Below are 22,668 nucleotides of genomic sequence, written 5' to 3'. Positions count from 1 at the left end.
AAGCGCGGGCTGCGCAACCAGACCATTCAGGACGTGCGCCCGGTGCAGCGCAAGGGCCGGAACATGGTCGGCCCGGCCTTTACCCTGCGCTACATGCCAGCCCGCGAGGACCGCAACCCGATGTCGGTCTTCCGCAATCCCGACCACCCGCAGCGCGCCGCCATCGAGCAATGCCCCGAGGGTCACGTCATGGTCATGGACAGCCGCAAGGATGCCCGCGCGGCCTCGGCCGGCGACATCCTGATCACCCGGCTGATGGTGCGGGGCGGCGCGGGCGTCGTCACCGATGGCGGTTTCCGCGACTCGATGACCATTGGCGAGCTGGAGATCCCGGCCTATCACCACCGCGCGTCCTCGCCGACCAACCTGACGCTTCACGAGGCCATCGACATCAACGTGCCGATCGGCTGCGGCGATGTCGCGGTCTTTCCGGGAGATATCGTGGTGGGCGACGATGACAGCGTCATCATCATCCCGGCCGAGATCGCCGACGAGATCGCCGATGAGGCAGTCGAGATGACCGCCTATGAGGATTTCGTGACCGAGCGGGTCAAGGGCGGGGCCACGATCATCGGCCTTTACCCGGCGACGGATGACCGGAACCTCGAGCTTTTCGCCGAATGGCGCGAGGCCAACGGTCGCTGAGACCTGACGGGGGCGGCCCTCCGCCCCCTTGCCGAACCAGGAGGAACCATGCCCCAGATTCCGCAAAAGAAGCTGGCCGATTTTGGGCAAGCTTTGCTTGCCGCAGCCGGAATGGAGAAGGACAAGGCCGAAATTACCGCCCGTGTGCTGGTCGAGGGCGACATGATCGGTCACGAGACCCATGGTGTCGGCCTGCTGCCCTGGTATCTCGACGCGCTGGCCGATGGCTCGCTGCGCGGGACGGGCGAATACGAGGCCGTCCGTGACAAGGGGGCAAGCTTCGTCTGGGATGGGCGGTTGCTGCCGGGCGCCTGGCTGCTGACCCGCGCCTTGCAGCAGGCGGCGGAGCGGGTCGCGGATCATGGTGTCGTCTCTGCCGCGATCCGCAATGCGCATCATACCTGCGCGCTTTCGGCCTATATGCGCGAGATGACCGAGCGGGGGCTGATCGTGCAGATTTCCTGCTCGAACCCGGCCGCATCGCGGGTCGCGCCCTATGGCGGGACGAAGCCGCTGCTGACCCCGAACCCGATTGCGGCGGGCTTCCCCACTTCCGGCGATCCGGTGCTGGTCGATGTGTCCTCGTCCATCACGACCACGACGATGACGCAGACGCTGGCCAAGGCCGGCGAGAAATTCCCCGAGGCATGGGCGCTGACCGCCGCGGGCGAGCCGACGGACGATCCCTGCGAAGTGACCGAGCGCGGCGGCTCGCTGCTGCCTTTGGGCGGCGCATTGAAGGGGCACAAGGGTTACGGTCTTGGCCTGATGGTCGAGATGCTGGGGCAGGGGCTTTCCGGCAAGGGTCGCGCCAATACCCCGCCCGGTCCGCTGGCGCAAAGCGTCTTTCTGCAGGTGATCGACCCCGAGGCCTTTGCGGGAATCGACGCCTTCCGCGAGCAATCCGACTGGCTGGCCGAGGCTTGCCGCACCAATCCGCCCGGTCCCGCGACGCGTGGCTCGGTGCGCGTGCCGGGGGATTCCGCCTCGCGCCATCGCAGGCAGGCGTTGGTGGCAGGCGTGCCGGTCGCCGAGGCCACATGGTCTGTCCTTGCCGCAAGGGCAGGCGCGTTGGGTCTCGCCCTGCCGGATCTGCCCGCCGAACCGATGGCCTTGGGCTGAGGTCCGCCGAGGCCCCGAGCAGCGTAAGGTCATTCAACCAGTATGGTAGATTTTGGTTTGATCTCACCAAAGTCATCATGCAAATATGTGATACGTTTGGGAGGACGTCTAAACATGTCATATAAGTCGAACGGACCCCGGACATGATCCCCAGCGACAGCCTGCCCCTCTCCGGTGGGCGTCGCGTGCTTTGGGCCGCCGCCGGCATGATGCTTGCCGCGACGGTGCTGAATGCCTGCGATGGGGTCATCATCCGCCTGCTGGCGGGTGAGGTACATCCTTTCGTCATTGGCTTCTTCCGCGCCAGTTTCGGGCTGATCTTCCTGCTGCCGTGGATCTTGCGTCGCGGCGATCTGATGGCCTCGCCCTATCGCTGGATGCATGTCCTGCGTGCGGGGCTGAAACTCGCCTCGTTGCTGGCGCTGTTCGTGGCCTTCGCCAATGCGCCGCTGTCGGATGTGACCGCGATCAGTTTCACGACGCCGCTTTTCCTGCTGCTCGGGGCCTGCCTGTTTCTGGGCGAGGGGCTGACCCTTGCCCGCGTCGCCTCGGTCGTGATGGGGTTTGTGGGGATGCTCATCATCCTGCGGCCCGAGGCCGGAGGCTTCGATGGCGCGCTGCTTTTCGCACTGGTCGGGGCGGTGCTGACCGCGACGATTCAGTTGATCCTGAAGGGCATGTCCGGCCATGACCGGGCCGACCGGCTGGTCGCATGGAACCTGATCGCGATGGTGCCGCTCGCGCTGATTCTCGCGCTGACGGTATGGCAGACACCCAGCCCGCGGGCGCTTGGCCTCATGGCCATCCAAGGCGCGCTGGGGGCGGCCAGTCAGGCGCTGGTCACGCGCGCCTTTTCGCTGGCCGATGCTTCCTTCCTCGCCCCGCTCGACTTCCTGCGCCTTCCGGTGATCGCCCTGATGGCGTTCGTCTTTTTCGGCGAGATCTCGGGGACTGCGACATGGATCGGCGCGGGCGCGATCGTCCTTGCGGTGCTGCTTGGTGCTTTCTCGAAAGGAGGCAAGAAACAGGGTTCTCAAAGATTGTAGTTCAACTAATATATCAATCAAACGAGGGTTGATTCCAAGCGCCACGGAGGGCGCCGACCCGAAAAACAAGATCCCATGGGAGGAGTAACCATGAAAACGACCCTGATCGGCGTCCTTCTGGCCAGCACCATCACGGCCGGCGCAGCCTATGCGCAGGACAAGACCGATGTGACAATCGTGCTGAGCGAAGAGCTTGAGCTGATCGACCCCTGCATGTCCTCGCAGTCGAATATCGGCCGGGTTCTGCTGGGCAATGTCAGCGAGACGCTGACCGTCTATGAACCCGCCACGGCCACCCTGAAGCCGCTGCTGGCCGAAAGCTGGGAGGAGACGCAGCCCGGCACCTGGCGTTTCAAGCTGCGGCAGGGCGTGAAATTCTCGGACGGCACCGATTTCTCGGCCCAGGACGTGATCCATTCGCTTGAGCGGACCATCAGCGACAAGATGACCTGCGAGATCGGCGGCAAGTATTTCGGCGGCTTCAAGATCACCGCCACCAAGGTCGACGATTTCACCATCGACATTACCACCGACCCGGCCCAGCCGATCCTGCCGCTGCTGATGTCCTCGCTGACCATCGTTCCCGAGGAGACGCCGCTGGAAATGGTCCAGCAGCCCGTGGGCACCGGCCCCTATGCCATGACCGAGCGCAATATCGGCCAGAGCATCGTGCTGTCGCGCCGGGACGATTACTGGGGCGAGCAGCCGGTCGTGACCAAGGCCACCTATGTCTTCCGCGATGACAGCGCCGTTCGCGCCGCCATGGTCGAGGTCGGCGAGGCCGATATCGCTCCGGTCATCAGTGAACTGGACGCGACCAATCCCGAGACCGATTTCTCCTATCCGAACTCGGAAACCACCTATCTGCGCACCGATCACGCGACCGCGCCGCTGAGCGATCGCCGCGTGCGCGAGGCGATGAACCTTGCGATCGACCGCGACGCCTTCATCGGCACGCTGGTCGCCAAGGATGCCGAGAAGGCGGTCACCGTGGTGCCGCCGACCACGCTGGGCTACAACAAGGAGCTGACGCCTTACCCCTTCGATCCCGAGCGCGCCAAGGAACTGCTGGCCGAAGCGAAGGCCGATGGCGTTCCGGTCGATCAGCAGATCCTGATCGTCGGTCGTCTGGGCATGTTCCCGAACATTACCGAGATCCTCGAAGCCATGTCGCAGATGCTGAACGACGTGGGCCTGAACACCAAGCTCGAGATGAAGGAAGTCGCGGAATACAACACCTACTACAACCGCCCCTTCGCCGAGGGCCGTGGCCCGCAACTCGTCGCCGCCCAGCATGACAACGCCAAGGGAGACCCGGTCTTCTCGATGTATTTCAAATATGGAACCGAGGGGCTGCAATCGGGTCTGGTCTACCCGGAACTCGACGCCAAGATCGCCAAGGCGACCGAGGCCAGCGGCGACGATCGCGCGGCGCTTTGGTCGGACGTGATGAAGGACATCCATGAGAACCTGATCGGCGATGTCGAGATGTTCCACATGGTCGGCTTCAGCCGCGTGAACCCGCGCCTCGACTTCACGCCGACCATCTCTACGAACAGCGAACTGCGCCTGTCGGAAATCGGCTTCAAGTGACATGACTTCGGGGGGCGGTGCGAACCGTCCCCTTTCCTTAACGACTGGCCGTACGGCCCCCGGTCAAGGAACCCAACATGAAAAGCTTCATTGGCAAGCGGGCCATGGCGAGTGCCATCTCACTCGTGGGCCTTGTCATCCTCGTCTTTTTCCTGTCGCGCCTTACGGGCGACCCCACCGATCTTTACCTGCCGATCGACGCCACGCAGGAGATGCGCGACAAGTTCCGCGAGTTGCACGGGCTGAACGATCCGCTGGTCGTGCAGTTCGGGCGCTATGTCTGGGATCTTCTGCATTTCGATTTCGGCGACTCGATTCGGCAGGCCCGCCCTGCGATGGATGTCGTGCTGGAAGGCTTCCGCTGGACCCTGACGCTGGCCGTGATCACCATGACGCTGGTTACGGTCGCAGCCATCGTCATCGGCTCGCTTGCCGCCTTCAAGGTCGGAGGGGTCTTTGACCGGATCACCAGCTTCTTCTCGCTGATCGGCGCATCGGCCCCGGATTTCTGGATCGCCATCGTCGGCATCGTGATCTTCGCGGTGCATCTGCGCTGGCTGCCGACCTCGGGCACCGGGACGGTCTGGCACTGGATTTTGCCGATTTCTGTGCTGTTCATCCGGCCCTTCGGCCTGATCCTGCAAGTCGTGCGCGGCTCAATGATCACGGCGTTGAGTTCGGCCTATGTGAAGACCGCCAAGGCCAAGGGCGTGCCGCCGCGCCCGATCATCTTTGTCCACGGGCTCAGGAACGCCATGCTGCCGGTCATCACCGTGATCGGAGATCAGGCCGCCGGTATCCTGAACGGGGCGGTGGTCGTCGAAACCATCTTTGGCTTTCCCGGCATCGGCAAGTTGATGATCGACGCGATCATGCAGCGCGATTTCGCGGTGATCCTTGCTGCGATCATGGTCTCGGCCGTGGCCATCTTCATCATGAACCTCCTGATCGACCTCGCCTATGCGATGCTCGATCCGCGCATCCGGTATTGAGTCCATGACCATGAGCCAAACAAACACCACCGCTTTCAAGGAGCGCGGCCGGTTCGGAACCTTCATCCGGTTGCTCTGGGCCGACAAGTTCGCCTTCTTCGCCGCGCTGTTTCTGCTGGTGGTTGTGCTTTGTGCGATCTTCGGCCCGATCTGGCTGTCGGACGAGGCGACGCGCCAGAACCTGCGCGGCCGCAACGCGCCACCGTTCGAGCTGTCGCGCGGCTTTCTCTATATCCTTGGCGCCGACCAGTTGGGCCGTCCGCTTCTGCCGCGCATCATCGTCGCGGCGCAAAACACCATGGCCGTCGCCGCCGGCGCTGTCGTCTGCTCGATGATCATCGGCTCGTCCCTCGGGCTGGTCGCGGGCTATTCCCGCTCGCGTTGGAGCGGGGCGATCATGCGTCTTGGCGACGTGATCATGTCCTTCCCCTCGCTGCTGCTGGCGGTGATCGTCCTCTACATGCTTGAGCCTTCGGTCGCGAATATCGTGCTGGTCCTCGCCATCACCCGCATCCCGATCTATTTGCGCACCACCCGCGCCGAGGTTCTGGAGGTGCGCGAGCGCATGTTCATCTCGGCCGCCCGCGTCATGGGCACGTCGGATCGTCGCATCGTCTTTCGGCATATCCTGCCGGTGGTGATGCCGACGCTGATCACTATCGCGACGCTGGATTTCGCCTTTGTCATGCTGGCGGAAAGCTCGCTGTCCTTCCTTGGCATCGGCATCCAGCCGCCCGAGATCACCTGGGGCCTGATGGTCAGCCAGGGCCGGCCCTATCTGACGAATGCGTGGTGGCTGTCCTTCTGGCCGGGCCTTGCGATTATCCTGACCACGCTTTCCCTGAACCTTCTGTCGGCATGGATGCGGATCGCGCTGGATCCGGTGCAGCGCTGGCGCCTTGAAATGGGGGGCCGCAAGAATGGCTGAACATCTGCTTGAGGTCAGGAACCTCTCGGTCGATTTCCACACCGCCGCCGGAACCGTCAGCGCCGTCAGGAATGTCAGCTGGCATCTGGACCGGGGCGAGACGCTGGCCATTCTGGGCGAATCCGGTTCGGGGAAATCCGTCTCGGCTTCGACGATCATGAACCTGATCGACATGCCTCCGGGCGAGATCACCTCCGGCGAGGTCCTGTTCGAGGGGCGCGACCTGCTGAAGATGACCGACGAGCAACGCCGCGAGTTGAACGGCTGCCGTATCGCGATGATCTTTCAGGACCCGCTGAGCCACCTGAACCCGGTCTATACCGTCGGCTGGCAGATCTGCGAGATGATGACCGTCCATGACGTCTCCGGCGACGAGGCCAAGATCCGCACGCTGGAACTGCTGCGCCGCGTGGGGATCCCGAACCCGGAAGCCGCGATGGGGAAGTATCCGCACGAGTTTTCGGGCGGACAGCGGCAGCGCCTGATGATCGCGATGGCGCTGGCCCTGAAGCCTGACATCCTGATCGCGGACGAGCCGACGACCGCGCTGGATGTGACCGTTCAGGCGCAGGTTCTGGCGCTGCTTGAGGAGTTGCAGCGCGAGACGGGAATGGGGCTTTTGCTGATCACCCACGATCTTGGCGTGGTGGCCGAGATCGCGGACAGGGTCGTGGTGATGAACCGGGGCGAGATCGTCGAAAGCGGCGATGCGGCCGAGGTCTATCGCAACCCGAAGCACCCCTATACCAAACGCCTGATCGACGCGGCGCCCGGCAAGGGCGAGCCGCGCGAGGAGGACGACCGCCTCGGCGATCCCCTGCTGCGCGTCGATCGCCTGCAGCAGCATTATGGCGCCTTCCACGCGCTGAAGGGGGCTAGCTTCTCGATCATGCCGGGCGAGACGGTGGCGATCGTCGGTGAATCCGGCTCGGGCAAGTCCACCATGGCCCGCGCCATCCTGCGTCTGGATGAACCCAGCGGCGGCAAGGTGGTCTGGAAGGGTCGCGATCTGTTGCAGATGACCCCGAAGGAGCTCTTCGCGATCCGCCGCGACATCCAGATGGTGTTTCAGGATCCGACCCAGTCGCTTAATCCGCGCATGACGGTCTATCAGATCATCTCGGAGGCATGGGTCGTCCATCCCTCGATCCTGCCGAAAGCCCGCTGGAAAGAGCGGGTTGCGGAACTGCTGGTTCAGGTCGGCCTGCAGCCGGACATGGCGCGGCGTTATCCGCACCAGTTCTCGGGCGGGCAGCGACAGCGCATCGCCATCGCCCGTGCCCTCGCGCTGGAGCCGAAGCTGATCATCTGCGACGAGGCGGTGTCGGCGCTCGACGTCTCCATTCAGGCGCAGGTAATCGAGTTGCTGGACGGGCTGCGCCGCGATCTGGGCCTCAGCTACCTGTTCATCGCCCATGATCTGCCGGTGGTGCGCGATTTCGCCGACCGCGTGATCGTGATGAAATCCGGTGAGATCGTCGAGGAGGGCCATGTCGCCCAGATCTTCGACGCACCGCGAATGCCCTATACCAAGGCGCTTCTGGCGGCATCCCTCGACCCCGATCCCGAGGTTCAGGCCGCCCGCCGCGAAGCCCGCAAGTCAGAAGGACTTATCCCCGCATGAAGCAAGATGTGCTGGTCTGCACCCCGATCCGCCCCGAGAAGCTGGCGATCCTCGAGGATACCTACAACGTCTTTCCGCTCTACAAGCTGACCGACACGGCCGAGCGCGAGGCGCTGATCGACGAGGCAGGGAAATCCTGCGTGGCCATGGTCAGCAATGGCCATTTTCCGGCGGACGAGGCGTTCCTCGCACGCCTGCCCAAGCTCCAGATCGCGGCCTGCTCTTCGGTGGGCTACGAGACGCTGGATGTGGACGCCATGACCCGTCGCGGCATCCGCTTCACCCATACGCCCGACGTGCTGACCGATGACGTGGCCGATATCGCGATCCTGCTGATGCTGGCTGTCCGGCGCAATCTGATCGCGGGTGACGCATGGGTCCGTTCGGGCGATTGGGGGCGCAAGGGGATGCTGCCGCTGACCCGCACCACCTCGGGGCGCAAGGTCGGCATCGTCGGCCTTGGCCGGATCGGCGCCGCCATTGCGAAACGCTGCGAGGCGCTGGGGATGGAGATCGGCTATTTCGGCCGCGCGCCAAAGCCCGGCATCGCCTATCGCTATTTCAGCGACGTGACCCAGATGGCGGGTTGGGCGGATGTGCTGATCGCCGCGGCCTCGGGCGGACCCGAGACGCAGCACCTCGTCTCGGCCGAGGCGCTGGAGGCGCTGGGGCCGGAGGGCAGCTTCATCAATATCTCGCGCGGTTCGGTGGTCGATGAGGCGGCACTGCTCGACGCGCTGGAAAGCGGTCGGCTGGGCTCGGCGGGCCTTGACGTCTATCTGAACGAGCCGAACCCCGATCCGCGCTTTGGCAAGCTCTCGAATGTGGTCCTTTATCCGCACCACGCGAGCGGCACGGTCGAGACGCGGGACAAGATGTCGCAACTGGTCGTCGACAACCTCGCCGCGCATTTTGCGGGCCAACCTCTGCTGACGCCGGTCAACTGAAAGGAGCCATCATGCCTCTAGCCATCATCACCGGTGCCGGCAGCGGCATCGGGCGGGCCGTCGCGGTCGAACTGGCGGGACGCGGCTGGGACATCGCCCTTGCCGGTCGCCGCCGCGAGGGGCTCGAGGAGACCGCGCGTCTTGCCGGGCGTGGCCTTGTCGTGCCGACCGACGTGTCCGATGCGGCATCGGTCGCCGCCCTCTTTGCCGCCGCGAGGGCCGAATATGGCCGCCTCGACCTGCTCTTCAACAATGCGGGAACGAATACCCCCGCCGTCCCGTTCGAGACCCTGACCTCGGAGGCGCTTTCCGAAGTCATCGCCGTCAACCTGACCGGCCCGCTGCTCTGCGCCCGCGAGGCGGTGGCGATGATGAAGGCGCAGGAGCCGCAAGGCGGGCGGATCATCAACAATGGCTCAGTCTCGGCCTACGGTCCGCGGCCGCATAGCGTGGCCTATACCGCGTCGAAGCACGGGATCACCGGGCTGACGAAAAGCCTGATCCTCGATTGCCGGGATTTCGGGATTTCGGTCTGCCAGGTGGATATCGGCAATGCCGCGACCGCGCGCACCGACCGGATGAGCCAGGGCGTGCCGCAGGCCAATGGCACCACCGCGATCGAGCCGCGCATGGATGTGGCCATGCTCGCCCGCCATATCGCTGGGCTCGCGGACCTGCCGGCCGAGATCATGGTCCCGTTCTCGACGATCATGCCCACCACCATGCCGCTTTACGGCCGGGGGTGAACCGCGGGGGCGGGTTATCACGACCCGCCCTAGTCCTTTTTGTCCGCCTTGGGTCAGGCGACCTTCGCCGTCCTCTGCGCGCCGATGATTTCCTCCAGCTCGGCGCGTTCGGTGGGTGCGAGGGCAGGGACGCCGGGCAGGCGGACCGCGCCGACCTGATAGCCAAGGATCGACAGCGCCTCCTTGACCACGGTGACGTTGGCGCCGTTGCGATGATGGGTGCGCAACTCCTCGAACCCGGCGAAGCGGTCGATCATCTCGCGGGCCTGCGCGAAATCGCCACGGACCAGAGCGGCATGGACGGCCAGCGAAATCTCGGGGAAGACGTTCACGAAGCCCGAGGTGAAGCCCTGCGCGCCGATGGCGTAGAAGGCCGGGGCCCAGGCTTCGGCAAGGCCGCAGACCCAGATTGCGGGCAGATCCCTGGTCTGGCGGATCACATCGGCTAGCAGCATCAGGTTGGGCGAGGCGAATTTGACGCCGGCAATATTCTCATGCGCGCCCAGACGGCGGAACTGGGCGACCGGGAAAGTGTCGGTGCGAACATAAGCGATCACCGGAACCGTCGAGGCCTCGGCCAGGTCGAGGAAGTAGTCGACCTGTGCCTCGGGACCGGCAAAAGGGTCCATCGGGTGATGGCCCATGATCGCGCCGCAACCCGCCGCGATGGCATCGCGGGCCAGTGCCTTGGCCTCGGTCAGCGAGCGGCCGACCGCCGCGCTGACAAGCGACCTGCCCGCCGCCTCGGCGGTGACGGCATGGACGCGGCGGATCTCATCCATGGTCAGCGAGAAGAACTCGCCGGTATTTCCGGCCGCCATCAGGTTGTGGATGCCCGCATTGGCGAGGCGCGCGATCATCTGCGCCAGCAGCGCCTCGTTGATCGCGCCAGTCGCGTCATAGGGCGTGACCGGGACGCCGGAAATGCCGGTCAGGGTCTGGCGGATCGACTGGATGGTCTTGGTCACGATTGTCAGTCCTTGTCTTTGCGGAAAACGAGATCGAGATAGGTTTCGCCCGCACGCAGGACATGGGCCTTCATCGCGGCCTCGGCGGCCTTGGCGTCCTGTGCGATCACCGCCCGGCCGATGGCGTCATGCTCGGTCAGGGCACGCTCGCGCTCGGCGGGGTTGGAATGGATGACGCGGCGGGCGTTGGAATCGTAGACTTCCTGCCGGTCGTTCAGAAGCCGCAGGTAATTCGCGCGCGCGACCGAACGGATGTGGTTGTGAAAGACCTCGTTCAGGCGCACCAGTTCCTCGGCCCCGCTGTCGCGCGTGGCGCGGCGCATGTCGCCAAGAATGGCCTCAAGCACAGGCTTTTCGGAGGCGGTGATGCGCTGCGCGGCCAGTCGCGCGATGGTCGATTCAATCGCCGCGCGGGCAAGGATCATCTCCTCGGCCCAGGCGTAGTCGAAATTCACGATGACCCCGCTGCGCGGCTTGGTGCGCACCAGACCGTCTGCTTCCAGAAGACGCAGCGCCTCCTTCACCGGGGTCGTGCTGACGCCAAGCTGCTCGGCGATGCTGCGTTCGTTCAGCCGCGCGCCCGGCGCGTATCCCCCCGAAAGGATCGCCTGCCGCAAGGCCCGGTGCACATGTTCGCGCAGCCCGGCAAGGGCCTGCGGATCAAGCGGCGCGAGCGCCGTTTCGGCAGAGGGCATGAGTTTTTCCGCTTTGGAACCGTTGAGTCTGAAATTTGATATATCACATTTCAGCGGACGTCCATCCGCAGATAGATGTCAGGGGAATGAAAAGAGGGCGCCGCGGCGCCCTCATCATCATCGTGATTCGTTCGGCTGTTACTGGCTGCTGCTCGCTTCGGTCGCCGGGGCGCCTGCGTCCGGCCTTGCGCGATCGAACTGCGTCGGATGCACCTGGCCCAGCCAGGTTTCGGTCAGGGGAACCCCGTCATGCTGAAGGTAGGCGCGGATATCGGCGGTCTCGACACCTTCCGCTGCGATGTCGAAGATCACCCTCCAGCGGCCTGTCCCGACCACGGGCAGGGCATAGGCCTGCACCACCTCGACACCTTCGGGGACGCTGACCACGGGCTCGACACCGTCCTGCTGGCCAAGCTTCTCGATCCCCGCACCCTCGAAATCGAGGGCGATCTTCAGATGACCACGCGGACGCGGCAGGCCGGGAACCCCACCCGCCCCGATGCGAGTGGCGACCGTCCGTGCCAGTGGTTGCGGAACGGGGGCGTCATTCATCCAGGTCATCGTATAATCGAAGTCGAGTTCCTGCCCGGCCTTGGGCTTTTCGGCAGGATTCCAGAAGGTGACGATATTGTCATAGATCTCGTCATCGGTCGGGATTTCGACCAGCTGGATCTGTCCATGACCCCAGTTGCCCTTTGGGGCGATCCAGACCGAGGCGCGCTTCTCATAGAAAACGCCGTCATCCTCGTAGTTTTCGAAGCTGCGGTCGCGCTGCATCAGGCCGAAGCCCTGCGGGTTCTCGGTCGCGAAGCTGGAGGTGACGACGCGGGGCGGGTTCATCAGCGGCCGCCAGATCGCCTCGCCATTGCCCATGACCATCATCAGGCCGTCGGCATCGTGCACCTCGGGGCGCCAGTCAAAGCCAAGGACGCGGTTGGTTTCGGAATACCAGTACATCGAGGTGAGGGGAGCGATCCCAAGACGCTCGACCGGGTTGCGGAAGAAGAGCCTGGTCGAGATCTCCATCTTCTGGCCTTCGCCCGGCGTTCCCTTGGTGATGTCCATCCGGTAGGCCCCGGCGACCGAGGGGCTGTCCATCAGCGCATAGATCGTGATGTCGGCGGTGCCGTCCTTGGGCTTTTCAATGAAGAACTCGGTGAATATCGGAAATTCCTCCGGCTCGGTCATACCGGAATTGATCGCAAGTCCCCGCGCGGACATTCCATATTGCCCGTGGGGACCGGAGGTGCGGAAATAGGACGCGCCGAGGAAGCTGATCCAATCGGTCTTGAGATCCGTATTCATCAGGCGGAACCCGGAAAATCCGGTGCCGCGGATCAGATCCTTGGCGGGGCTGTCCGCCGGCATATCGAAGAAGCGCGCATCATATTCGATCTCGCGCGATTTTCCATTCTCGACCGTGCTGATTTTGACCGGGTTTCGGAAATAGGTTCCGAGGTGAAAGAACTGGACCGGAACATCCCCCACCTTGACTGTGCTGTCGGGCCGGAAGCTGATCCGCCAATGGGCATCGTAATCGATCTTTTCCAGAACGTCGGGCTGCTCGACCTTCGGCGCGACATAGGGGGCGGCCGCAAGGCGTCGCGCCCGCCCGGCCAGGTCGTCGAAGCTGAAGGGCTGGGACTCGCTGAAACTGGCCGCGAAGGGCGCCGTCCCCTCCTGAGCGAGGGCGGTGTTCGGTGGCAGAAGCGCCTGGCTCAGCGTAACGGCCAACGCTGCGGCAATGAGGGCGGCGGGTCTACGAAGGCGCAAGATATTAACTCCGTCTCGTCTGCAAGAAATGGTGCCGGAAAGGCAACCTTCATCGTCCAGACATCGCTATGTTAGTCTGCCTATCTATGGCAAGGCCCTTGCTTCTGTTCGCCCTTTCGGCGCGAACTCTCGCCACTTCGGCCACTGCCGCGGCATCTCGCAAGGGCGTGGATCGCCCGCGAACCGGATGCCAAATCGACCTGTCCAAAACGACATGTCGTCGAGGATTGGCAGGTTCGCGCATCGCGGATATGAAGAGAATACACCCGGTCGTTGTATATTCGACCAGGTGAGGTGGTCGGATTTGTTCGATTTCACAGTTCGGGGGCAACTCGACGATCTTGGGCAATATCTCCATTGGTACTTGCGACGTCTTGCTGTTGAGGCGTCTGATATAAATGGTATGGTGGATTTTAATATGGCTATATACTCTTTTTACATTCTTCCTGCATGGTCATTCACGAGCGCGTCCGGTTCCTATCAACCGTTCAATGACGCATATATACCGAATGATGGTTCATCATGGGCGAATGCGACCGGAACGTTCACCTATAGCCGCGAGCTTGCGCAGCAGGTGACTATTAATGATACGGATGCGGACGGCAGCATCCTGAATGACTATGATGCGGGGGAAAATACCCAGCAACTGGTCTATCAACTCGACACGTTTCCCGCAGGCACCGTCGGCGAGAGCGAGTTCCAGATCACCGTCACGGCCGAGGTTGACGGTGTCCTCAAGGAATATCGCCTGGTTGCGCTGAGTGCGGATGGCAATGTCGTCGCCTATACGTTCCAGGGGGAATGGCCGCCCGAGAACACACCTCTCACGCCCGTCTGGCAGGGGGTCGAGGATGCCGATCACCAGTCCTTCGACCCAGCGAACAGCCTATTTCCCTGCTTCACCCGCGGCGTGATGATCAGGACGCCCGGTGGCGAGGTCGCCATCGAGGATCTGTGCGTGGGGGATCTGGTTCTGACCCAGGATCGTGGTCCGCAGGCGATCCGGTGGATCGGCGCGCGTCGCCTCGATGCCGGGGCGCTGGCCGCGGACGAAAAATTGCGGCCTATCCGCATTCGGGCCGGGGCCTTGGGCGCCAATACGCCCGCCGCCGATCTGCTGGTCTCGCCGCAGCATCGGATCCTCGTGCGCTCGAAGGTGGCGATGCGGATGTTCGGCACGACCGAGGTTCTGGCGGCCGCGAAGCAGCTTTTGCAGATCGATGGCATCGACATTGCCCACGACCTGCCAGAGGTCGAGTATTTCCACATGCTCTTCGACCAGCATGAGGTCGTCTATTCGAACGGCGCTGCGACCGAGTCGCTCTATCCCGGGCCGCAGGCCTTGAAATCCGTAGGTCGCGCCGCGGTCGAGGAAATCTACACACTGTTCCCGGAATTGCGCGACGCGGCGCATGTCCCGGTTGCCGCGCGGCCGCTTCTTTCGGGTCGCCAATCCCGCAAGCTGGCGGTTCGCCTGGCGCAGAACCACCGGCCGGTCGTCATGGAGCATCTGGCATGAAATGAGGGGGCGCGCTGCGACGCGTCCCCTTCTGCCGGTTCGCGTGAAGGCAAGCACGGACACGCTTTGCCGGACATGGATCAATGGAAATCCCGGCTCGGGAAAAGCCTCTTGGCCTGCTCGCGCGGATGTTGGGCGGCTGGGCGATGGCGTGGCGGGCGCGGCGCGTCATCGGCCTCGGGCCGGGTGATGCCGACAGCCCCTTCCAGCGGGTGGCCCAGTTCCGTCAGCAGATGCGACATGTCCTCGATCTTCTGCGCGATCAGATGGACGACGATGCCCTCGCGCTGCAGGGGGCCGGTCACGCGCAGAAGCCGTCCGCCCATCACGGCCCGGCGGAAGCGTTGATAGATGGCGGGCCAGACCACCACATTGGCGACCCCGGTTTCGTCCTCGAGCGTCAGGAAAATCACCCCCGATGCCGTCCCCGGCCGCTGGCGGGTGATGACGAGGCCGCAAACGCTGGTCGGTTTCAGCGGTGCGACGGCAAGCCGGTCATTCGGGACCAGCCCCGGCAGTACCGGACGCAGCAGCTCCATCGGATGGGCGCGAAGCGTCATCCGCATCGAGACGTAATCCTCGACCACTTCCTCGCCCAGATGCATCGCGGGCAGTTCGACTGCGGGTTCGGTGATGCTCTCTCCGTCGATCGGGTCGTTGAAAAGGGGCAGGGGGGCTTGCGCCCGCAACGCCCGGACCTGCCACAGCGCATCGCGGCGCGTCAGTCCCAGATCGGCAAAGGCATCCGCCTCGGCCAGTGATTGCAGCACGGATGCCTCCAATCCGGCCCGCAGCCACAGGGATTGGGGGTCGCGATAACCGTTGCCACGTCGGCTGACGATCAGGGCCGCATCCTCCTTGCGGAAGCCCTTCACCTGACGAAAACCCAGACGGAGGGCCAGCGCGCCGTCCGCGCGGCGTTCCAGCGTATTGTCCCAGTCACTGGTATTGACGCAGACCGGCCGCACCTCGACCTGATGTTCCCGCGCGTCGCGGATGATCTGGGCGGGGGCGTAGAAACCCATCGGCTGGGAATTGAGCAGGGCGCAGGCGAAGATTGCCGGATGATGGCATTTCAGCCAAGCCGAGACATAGACCAGCATGGCGAAGGCCGCGGCGTGGCTCTCGGGAAAGCCGTAATCGGCAAAGCCCTCGATCTGGCTGAAGCAGCGCTCGGCCACCTCCTGACTGTAGCTATTGGCCAGCATGCCCTGAATGAACCTGTCCCGGAACGAGCCGATCGTCCCCATCCGCCGGAACGAGGCCAGCGAGCGGCGCAGGTGATCGGCTTCCTCGGCCGAGAAACCCGCCCCGACCATGGCGATCCGCATGGCTTGTTCCTGAAACAGCGGCACGCCCAGCGTGCGCTTGGTGACTTCCTCCAGATCCGGGCCGAAGGGTTCGGCCTTTTCCAGCCCCTGCCGCCGCTTGATATAGGGCTTGACCATGCCGCCCTGGATCGGGCCGGGGCGGACGATCGCGACCTCGATCACCAGATCATAGAAGGTCTTGGGGAGCATGCGCGGCAGGAAGTTCATCTGCGCCCGGCTCTCGACCTGAAAGACGCCGATGGCATCGGCCCGTTGCAGCATCTGATAGGTCGGCTTGTCCTCCTGCGGGATGCTGTGGAGGGTCCAGCTCTCCCCCCGGTGCCGGACGAGCAGGTCGAAGCTGCGGCGGATGCAACTCAGCATCCCCAGCCCCAGCACATCGACCTTCATGATGTTCAGCGCGTCGATATCGTCCTTGTCCCATTCGATGAGGGTGCGATCCTCCATCGCGGCATTCTCGATCGGGCAAAGCTCATCCAGCCGGCCGCGTGTGATCACAAAGCCTCCGACATGCTGCGAGAGATGCCGCGGAAAGCCCATGATCTCGCGGGTCAGGCGGATGGTCTGGGCCAGTCGCCGGTCGGCGGGATCAAGGCCCAACTCGCGCAGGCGCTGCTGCTCGATCCCTGAGGAGGAGATACCCCAGATCTGCCCCGAGAGGCTTGCCGTCACGTCCTGCGACAGACCCATGACCTTGCCCACCTCGCGGATCGCGGCGCGGCTGCGGAAATGGATCACCGTCGCGCATAGCCCGGCGCGATGGCGGCCGTATTTGTCATAGATCCACTGGATCACCTCCTCGCGCCGCTCATGCTCGAAATCGACGTCGATATCGGGCGGCTCGCCACGGTGTTTCGACACGAAGCGTTCGAAGACCATGACGATCTGATCCGGGCGGACATCGGTGATGCCGAGCAGGTAGCATAGGATCGAATTGGCCGCCGACCCGCGCCCTTGGCAGAGGATGCCCCGGCTGCGGGCATATTGCATGATGTCATAGACGGTCAGGAAATAAGGAGCATAGCGCAGCTCGGCGACCAGCGCCAATTCCTTCTCCATCGTCTCCTGCACCTCTCCGCTCGCCCCGTCGGAATAGCGGCGCTGCAATCCTTCGCGCACCAGTCGCTCCAGCCGTTCCTGCGGCGTCCCTTCGCCCGCACACTCGTCGGGATATTCGTAGCTGAGTTCGCTGAGGCAGAAGGAACAGCGCGCCGCGACCTCGACGCTGCGGCGCAGGGCGGCGGGGTGGTCGCGAAACAGCCGGGCCATATCCTGCGCGCCCTTCAGCCGCCGTTCGGCATTCGGCAGGGCGCGGGTGCCGATCTGGTCGATGGTCAGGTGCTCGCGCATGCAGGTCAGCACATCGGCAAGCTGCCGGCGGTCGGCACGGTGCATCAGCACGTCACCCACTGCCACCATTGGCGTCGAACATTCCAGCGCCAGCCGCGCCGAGGCGGCAAGATGGGCCTGATCCGAGCCGTCATAGCGGGGTGCGGCGCCCAGAAAGACATGGCCGGGAAAACGCCGCCGGACCTGCCGCAGATGCGAGGCCGTCTGGTCGAGCGGGCCTTGGGGCAGGCCGATCAGGATCATCCCGGCGCAGCCCTCCAGAAGATCCTGCAGCAGAAGCGTGCATTCACCCTTCTTCGCGCGCCGCTTGCCCAGCGTCAGCAGGCGCGTCAGGCGCTGATAAGCCGCCCGGTCGCGTGGCAGCGCCACCCAGTGCAAGGGGCTGTCCTGCAAGACCAGCCGGCAGCCGATGATCAGCCGGGGCAGGCGCGGCGCCTCTGGCCGCTCGATCGGGTGGAGGTCGCCGACCTCCTGCCGCGTATTGGGATCGACGCAATGCTGCGAGCGGATCTGGATCGCCTCCTCTGCCTCGCGGCGCAATTCCTTCAGCGCGGAATAGGCGCGGACCACCCCGGCAAGCGAGTTGCGGTCGGTAATGGCGATGGCATGAAGCCCAAGCCTTGCCGCGCGCGCCATCATCTCCTCGGGATGCGAGGCCCCGGTCAGGAAGGTGAAATTGGTGGTGACGCAAAGTTCGGCATATTCCGCCTCGGCAGGGGACTGCGTGCCATCGGGCTGATTGCGGGGACTGCTCATGCAAATTCCCCCTGCACGAACCAGCCGGGCGTCTGCGGGGTGTGAAACAACCACAGCCTGCGGCCCTGCCTCGTCTCGACATGCCAATAGTCGCGCAGACCGCTTTGCCAGGCTTCGTCCTCCAGCCACCATTCGGGGGCGATGCGCTCGGGCCCGGTGCTGCGCGCGACCGAAAGCGGCATCCGCCGCCAGCGGAAATTCCGGGGCGGCTGCGGGCCGGTCCCGGCGATCGGCTCGGGCGGGAAGATGCGCAAGGGACGCGGCCGCTGGCCGTTCCAGTTCCCCCCCGGCTCGGAGGCGGCGGCGGGGGCGACATGAAAGCTGCGCTCGGGGATATGGCTGTCGGCGGGCAGGAAGCGCCGGATGTTCTCCAGCCCGATGCGGGTGCCGATGCGGGTGATCAGGTCGTCCAGCCGCTCCTTTTGATCCGAGACGACATGGCTGGCCTGCTGCATCGGCAGCGGCTCGACCTCGACCGCTTCCAGCCGCAGCTGGTCGATGCCGAAACCTGAATCGATCTCGGCTACGCCGCGTGCAAAGAGGGGCAGGATACGGCCCGGATCGCGCAGCGGACGGGCAAGCCGCAGATCGACCGAGCGGCAGTCCTGATCGACCCGGCGCAGCGTCAGCCGCAGTACCCGCGCCCCGGTTTCCTGCGTGGTGAGCTTTTCGCAGAGCCGGTCGAGCAATCGTCCCGCGCCGGCCATCACGTCATCGCACAGCCCGATCGGCTCGGGCAGGGTCAGGCGGACCCCGTAATGGGGCGGATCGGATAGCGGTTTCACCGACTCGGGTTGCTGGCCCAAAGCCTGATCCAGTCGCATCAGCAGATCCGCGCCAAAGCGCCGGGCAAGGGACGGACGCGGGGTCCGCACCAGATCGCCGATGGTCCGCAGCCCCAGCCGCTGGAGGGAGATGTTGACCTGCTCCTCCAGCCGCAGCGCCGCGACGGGCAGGGGCCGCAGGGCATCGAGCGGCTCGCCGGACGGGGCCACCCCTTCGGCGAAATGCGCCAGCGCCCATGCCGCCCCGCGCGTATCGGCCAATCCCAGCCTGACGGTCAGCCCGGCCCGCCCGAGCCTTGCCCTCAGATCGGCCATCATCGCTGCCTCGCCGCCGACCAGATGGGCCGAGCCGGTGATGTCCATGACCAGTCCGTCCTCGTCCTCGATCCCGACCCAGGGACAATAGCGCGTGGCCCAGCGGCGCAGCGCATGCAGAAATGCCCGGTCCTGCACGGGGTTCGCGGGCCGGCTGGTCAGTTCGGGGCAGAAGGCGCGGGCGTCGGAATAGGACATGCCCCGCGACAATCCCTGTCGTTCGGCCGCGAGGTTCAGGCAATAGAGCCGGTTGGCATTCCCCTCGTGCAGGGTCAGGGCAAAGGGGCCGTCAACCGGGCATGTCCGCAGAACCCGGTCGCTCGCCAGCCGGGGAAACCACATGGAGATGATGCGTCGTCTTATTCCATCGAACATGCCAGGCGCCTAATGTTCCTGATTTGTTCTTGATAAGGGACCAGTGCTGGAGAGTCGAGTCTTCGCCCGCCGCGGCAGGGTCGAGGACCGGGGTGCAATGCCAGCGCGTCTCGGCCGCGTTGCTGCCCATCCCCTCGGGAATGAGGCAAAGTCCCGTCGACCCGCCGGCTTGCGCCGCAAGTTGCAACCGCCGCCCCTTGGTCAGATTGAGCGGGCGGCTGAGTTCCATGACGACCAGCGCCACCGACCCGTCGCGCAAAGCCTCCTCGGCCACGGCCAGGGCCTCGTTCTGGTCCCTGACCCGGACGAGAAGCAGGCGCGCCGGGTCGAAGAAGTCATTCAGCCCGCGCGGATGCAGCCCCTCGCCCTGCCAGCCCTCCTGCACCCACATCACCTCGCCCGGAATGCAGGCGGCAAGCATGGCGGCAAAGGCGGGGGCGGCGGGGCCACAGGCCTCGTGGACGCGGCCGGTCCGCAGGGGATAGCTGGGCAGGGGATCGGTTGACATGGCGCCAATCTAGCCCCGGCCGCGCGCGGGTTCAAATGACGGCAAGCTGCGCTGCATCTGCCCCCGCAAACCCCTGATTTCGCTGGAGGCTGCGTGGAGCGCCGCGACGATCGCTCCATCGGATCTTCGCAAAAACGTCACCCTATCCTTAACCCATCGCCACATTCGGGGCGCAAACGCCACGCGACTTCAATGCAATGAAGCCCCAGTAAGCGAGAGGGAACAATGCTCATCAACCGCCGCCAAAGCCTTGGCCTGTTCGGAGCCGCCGCCGGCTCGCTGATCCTGCCGCGCCGCCTGATGGCGCAGGGCCAGCGACGCGAGATCACCGTCGCAGTGCAGAAGATCACCAACAACAACACGCTCGACGTCTGGAACGAACAGTCGAACGTGGGCGAGCGCGTGTTCTTCCCGAACCTGTGGGAGGGCCTGATCCTGCGCGACTGGATGGGCAACCAAGGACCGGTGCCGGGCCTTGCCACCGAATGGCGGCGCCTCGACGACAAGACGATCGAGCTGAAGCTGCGCGAGGGCGTGCGCTTCCACAATGGCGACGAGCTGACCGCCGATGATGTGGTCTTCTCTTTCTCGGACGAGCGGCTGTTTGCCGGGACCGAGCCTGCGGGCGGCAAGACGCTTTACGAGGAAAACTTCAGGCCGCAATCCGCGAAGGAACTGCCGGCGAACATCCCCGGCATCGCCCGCCGCCTCTGGCCCGCGCTGCGGGGTGTCGAGGCCATCGACAAGTATACGGTGCGCTTCCACAACGCGACGCCCGATGTGACGCTTGAGGGCCGCCTCTATGCTTTTGGCTCGCAGATCGCCAGCAAGCGCGCCTGGGACGAGGCCGCGACCTATGCCGAATGGGCGGCAAAGCCTGTGACCACCGGTCCCTATCGGGTCGAGGAGTTCCGCCCCGACGTCTCGCTGACGCTGGTTGCCTTCGACGACTATTGGGGTGGCCGCCCGCCGCTGGCCCGCATCCGCTTTGTCGAGGTGCCCGAGGTCGCGAGCCGGGTGAACGGCCTTCTGTCGGGCGAATACGACTTTGCCTGCGACCTGCCGCCCGACCAGATCGCGACGATTCAGGGCGCGCCGGGGCTTGAGGTGCAGTCCTCGACCATCTGGAACCACCGCGTCACCGTCTTCAACAAGCAAAACGAGTTCCTTGCCGATCCGCTGGTGCGCCGCGCCTTCACCCATTCGATCGACCGTCAGGCGATTGTCGAGGCGCTCTGGGGCGGTCAGACCGCTATTCCGGCCGGGCTGCAATTCGACAGCTTCAAGACCTCGGACATGTTCGTCGAGGGCTGGTCGGTGCCGGAATACAATCCCGACCTCGCCCGCGACCTTCTGAAGCAGGCCGGCTACAAGGGCGACGCGATCCCCTATCGCCTGCTCAACAACTACTACACCAACCAGACGCCCACCGCGCAGATCCTGGTCGAGATGTGGAAGCAGGTCGGCCTGAACGTCGAGATCGAGATGAAGGAGAACTGGGGCCAGATCCACGACCCGGCGGGCGTCAAGGGCGTGCGCGACTGGTCGGCCTCGAACAATATCAACGACCCGATCACGCCCCTCGTCGTGCAGTTCGGCCCGAATGGCGAGGCTCAGCAGAAGCGCGACTTCTGGAACGACGAGGTGAACCAGCTTTCGATGGTCATGGAAACCTCGACCAACCACGGCGACCGCAAGAAGGCGATCACGCGCCTTCTGGAGATCTGCGAGCGCGAGGATCCGGCCTATACCGTCCTGCACCAGAACGCCGTGTTCACCGGGATGAAGTCCGAACTGAACTGGAAGGCCGCGCCCGCCTTCGCGATGGATTTCCGCGCCGCGAACTGGAACGTCTGAGCATCGACAGGCAGGGCGGGTCCGCATGGTCCGCCCCGTTTTCCTTTCCTACCCAGCAAGACAGGAGGGCGGCGCGATGACGTTCGTCTCCATCAGGGATCTGAGGGTCGCATTCGACGGCGTCCCGGTCCTGCACGGCATCAACCTGCGGATCGGGCGGGGCGAGGCGGTCGGCCTTGTCGGCGAAAGCGGCTGCGGCAAGTCCGTCACATGGCTCGCGGCGCTGGGGCTTCTGCCCGGCAAGGCGCGCGTCACCGGCTCGGTCATGCTGGAGCGGCAGGAGCTGATCGGCGCACCCCGCGCCTCGGTCGAGGCTGTGCGGGGTGCCCGGATCGCGATGATCTTTCAGGATCCGTCCTCCTCGCTCAACCCCGTCCACCGCATCGGTCGCCAGATCGGCGAAAGCCTGCGGCTGCATCGCGGCTTGCGTGGCAGCGCCGCAAGGGCCGAGGCGGTGCGGCTTCTGGACATGGTCGGCATCCCATCGGCTCGGACCCGGATCGACCTTTACCCGCATGAGTTCTCGGGCGGGCAATGCCAGCGCGTGATGATCGCCATGGCCCTTGCCGGAGCGCCTGACCTGCTGATCGCGGATGAGCCGACGACGGCGCTTGATGCGACGATTCAGGCGCAGATCCTCGATCTTCTCTCGGGGCTTCGCCGCGAGACGGGCATGGCGATGGTCTTTATCAGCCACGACCTTGGCGCGGTCTCGGCGGTCTGCGACCGGACGGCGGTGATGTATGCCGGGCGCATCGTCGAAGAGGGCGACATCGCGACCCTTTTCAGCGCG

The 22,668-nt window shown here is 64.7% G+C and carries 18 protein-coding genes; 12 read left to right on the top strand and 6 right to left on the bottom strand.

The annotated features are described in order from the left end of the window. The 9 genes from VNQ78_RS03950 to VNQ78_RS03910 all read left to right on the top strand — a co-directional run. Positions 1–645 (top strand): ribonuclease activity regulator RraA (locus VNQ78_RS03950; protein WP_325686815.1); only part of this gene is annotated, 645 nt, incomplete at its 5' end. Positions 646–693: 48 nt separating this feature from the next. Further along, complete coding sequence (locus tag VNQ78_RS03945) at positions 694–1,767, top strand: Ldh family oxidoreductase (protein ID WP_325686813.1); 1,074 nt, start codon at positions 694–696, stop codon at positions 1,765–1,767. 143 nt (positions 1,768–1,910) lie between these two features. Continuing rightward, complete coding sequence (locus VNQ78_RS03940) at positions 1,911–2,813, top strand: DMT family transporter (RefSeq protein ID WP_325686811.1); 903 nt, start codon at positions 1,911–1,913, stop codon at positions 2,811–2,813. A gap of 90 nt (positions 2,814–2,903) precedes the next feature. Beyond that, positions 2,904–4,406 (top strand): ABC transporter substrate-binding protein, encoded by a 1,503-nt coding sequence (locus VNQ78_RS03935; protein ID WP_325686809.1) that lies wholly within the window; start codon positions 2,904–2,906, stop codon positions 4,404–4,406. 77 nt (positions 4,407–4,483) lie between these two features. Beyond that, on the top strand, positions 4,484–5,398 hold the full coding sequence (locus VNQ78_RS03930; protein ID WP_325686807.1) for an ABC transporter permease: 915 nt from the start codon (positions 4,484–4,486) through the stop codon (positions 5,396–5,398). Positions 5,399–5,408: 10 nt separating this feature from the next. Beyond that, positions 5,409–6,326: an ABC transporter permease gene (locus VNQ78_RS03925; RefSeq protein ID WP_325686805.1), complete on the top strand. Its 918-nt coding sequence runs from the start codon at positions 5,409–5,411 to the stop codon at positions 6,324–6,326. Beyond that, positions 6,319–7,950 carry an ABC transporter ATP-binding protein gene (locus VNQ78_RS03920; protein WP_325686803.1) on the top strand — a complete coding sequence of 544 codons (1,632 nt, stop codon included), beginning with the start codon at positions 6,319–6,321 and terminating at the stop codon, positions 7,948–7,950. The genes VNQ78_RS03925 and VNQ78_RS03920 overlap by 8 nt, the downstream gene beginning before the upstream one ends. Beyond that, positions 7,947–8,897 carry a 2-hydroxyacid dehydrogenase gene (locus VNQ78_RS03915; protein WP_325686801.1) on the top strand — a complete coding sequence of 317 codons (951 nt, stop codon included), beginning with the start codon at positions 7,947–7,949 and terminating at the stop codon, positions 8,895–8,897. Before VNQ78_RS03920 ends, VNQ78_RS03915 begins: the two co-directional genes overlap by 4 nt. Positions 8,898–8,908: 11 nt before the next feature. Then, complete coding sequence (locus VNQ78_RS03910; protein WP_325686799.1) at positions 8,909–9,643, top strand: SDR family oxidoreductase; 735 nt, start codon at positions 8,909–8,911, stop codon at positions 9,641–9,643. 53 nt (positions 9,644–9,696) lie between these two features. Here VNQ78_RS03910 and VNQ78_RS03905 read toward each other — a convergent pair whose 3' ends face one another. The 3 genes from VNQ78_RS03905 to VNQ78_RS03895 form a co-directional block, all read right to left on the bottom strand. Next, entirely contained in the window at positions 9,697–10,611 is a 915-nt protein-coding gene (locus tag VNQ78_RS03905; protein ID WP_325686797.1) for a dihydrodipicolinate synthase family protein, read from the bottom strand. A 5-nt stretch (positions 10,612–10,616) separates the two neighbouring features. Further along, positions 10,617–11,306, bottom strand: coding sequence for a GntR family transcriptional regulator (locus VNQ78_RS03900; RefSeq protein WP_325686795.1), 690 nt, complete (start codon positions 11,304–11,306; stop codon positions 10,617–10,619). 138 nt (positions 11,307–11,444) lie between these two features. After that, positions 11,445–13,079 (bottom strand): glucan biosynthesis protein D, encoded by a 1,635-nt coding sequence (locus VNQ78_RS03895; protein WP_325686793.1) that lies wholly within the window; start codon positions 13,077–13,079, stop codon positions 11,445–11,447. Positions 13,080–13,653: 574 nt separating this feature from the next. Here VNQ78_RS03895 and VNQ78_RS03890 point away from each other — a divergent pair. Continuing rightward, the gene (locus tag VNQ78_RS03890) at positions 13,654–14,598 is read left to right on the top strand and encodes a Hint domain-containing protein (RefSeq protein WP_325686791.1); all 945 of its coding nucleotides are present in this window, start codon (positions 13,654–13,656) and stop codon (positions 14,596–14,598) included. A gap of 80 nt (positions 14,599–14,678) precedes the next feature. On the opposite strand, the gene VNQ78_RS03885 is transcribed toward VNQ78_RS03890, so the two are convergent. From VNQ78_RS03885 to VNQ78_RS03875, 3 genes are read right to left on the bottom strand one after another with little or no spacing between them, the layout of a single operon-like run. Further along, positions 14,679–18,035, bottom strand: a complete 3,357-nt coding sequence (locus VNQ78_RS03885) for an error-prone DNA polymerase (protein ID WP_325686789.1) — start codon at positions 18,033–18,035, stop codon at positions 14,679–14,681. Further along, positions 18,032–19,510, bottom strand: coding sequence for a DNA polymerase Y family protein (locus tag VNQ78_RS03880; protein WP_325686787.1), 1,479 nt, complete (start codon positions 19,508–19,510; stop codon positions 18,032–18,034). The genes VNQ78_RS03885 and VNQ78_RS03880 overlap by 4 nt, the downstream gene beginning before the upstream one ends. Continuing rightward, a complete protein-coding gene (locus VNQ78_RS03875; RefSeq protein WP_325686785.1) occupies positions 19,425–20,018 on the bottom strand; it encodes a hypothetical protein in 594 nt (197 codons plus the stop codon). The genes VNQ78_RS03880 and VNQ78_RS03875 overlap by 86 nt, the downstream gene beginning before the upstream one ends. Before the next feature lie 225 nt (positions 20,019–20,243). Between VNQ78_RS03875 and VNQ78_RS03870 the strand changes: the two genes are divergently transcribed. Both VNQ78_RS03870 and VNQ78_RS03865 read left to right on the top strand, forming a co-directional pair. Continuing rightward, positions 20,244–21,875, top strand: a complete 1,632-nt coding sequence (locus VNQ78_RS03870; protein WP_325686783.1) for an ABC transporter substrate-binding protein — start codon at positions 20,244–20,246, stop codon at positions 21,873–21,875. A gap of 76 nt (positions 21,876–21,951) precedes the next feature. Next, positions 21,952–22,668 (top strand): ABC transporter ATP-binding protein (locus VNQ78_RS03865; protein WP_325686779.1); only part of this gene is annotated, 717 nt, incomplete at its 3' end.

The sequence above is a fragment of the Paracoccus sp. (in: a-proteobacteria) genome (genome assembly GCF_035556475.1).
Taxonomy (GTDB): Bacteria; Pseudomonadota; Alphaproteobacteria; order Rhodobacterales; family Rhodobacteraceae; genus Paracoccus.
Note: the sequence above shows the minus strand (reverse complement) of the source record. Positions and strands in the feature narration are given on the sequence as shown.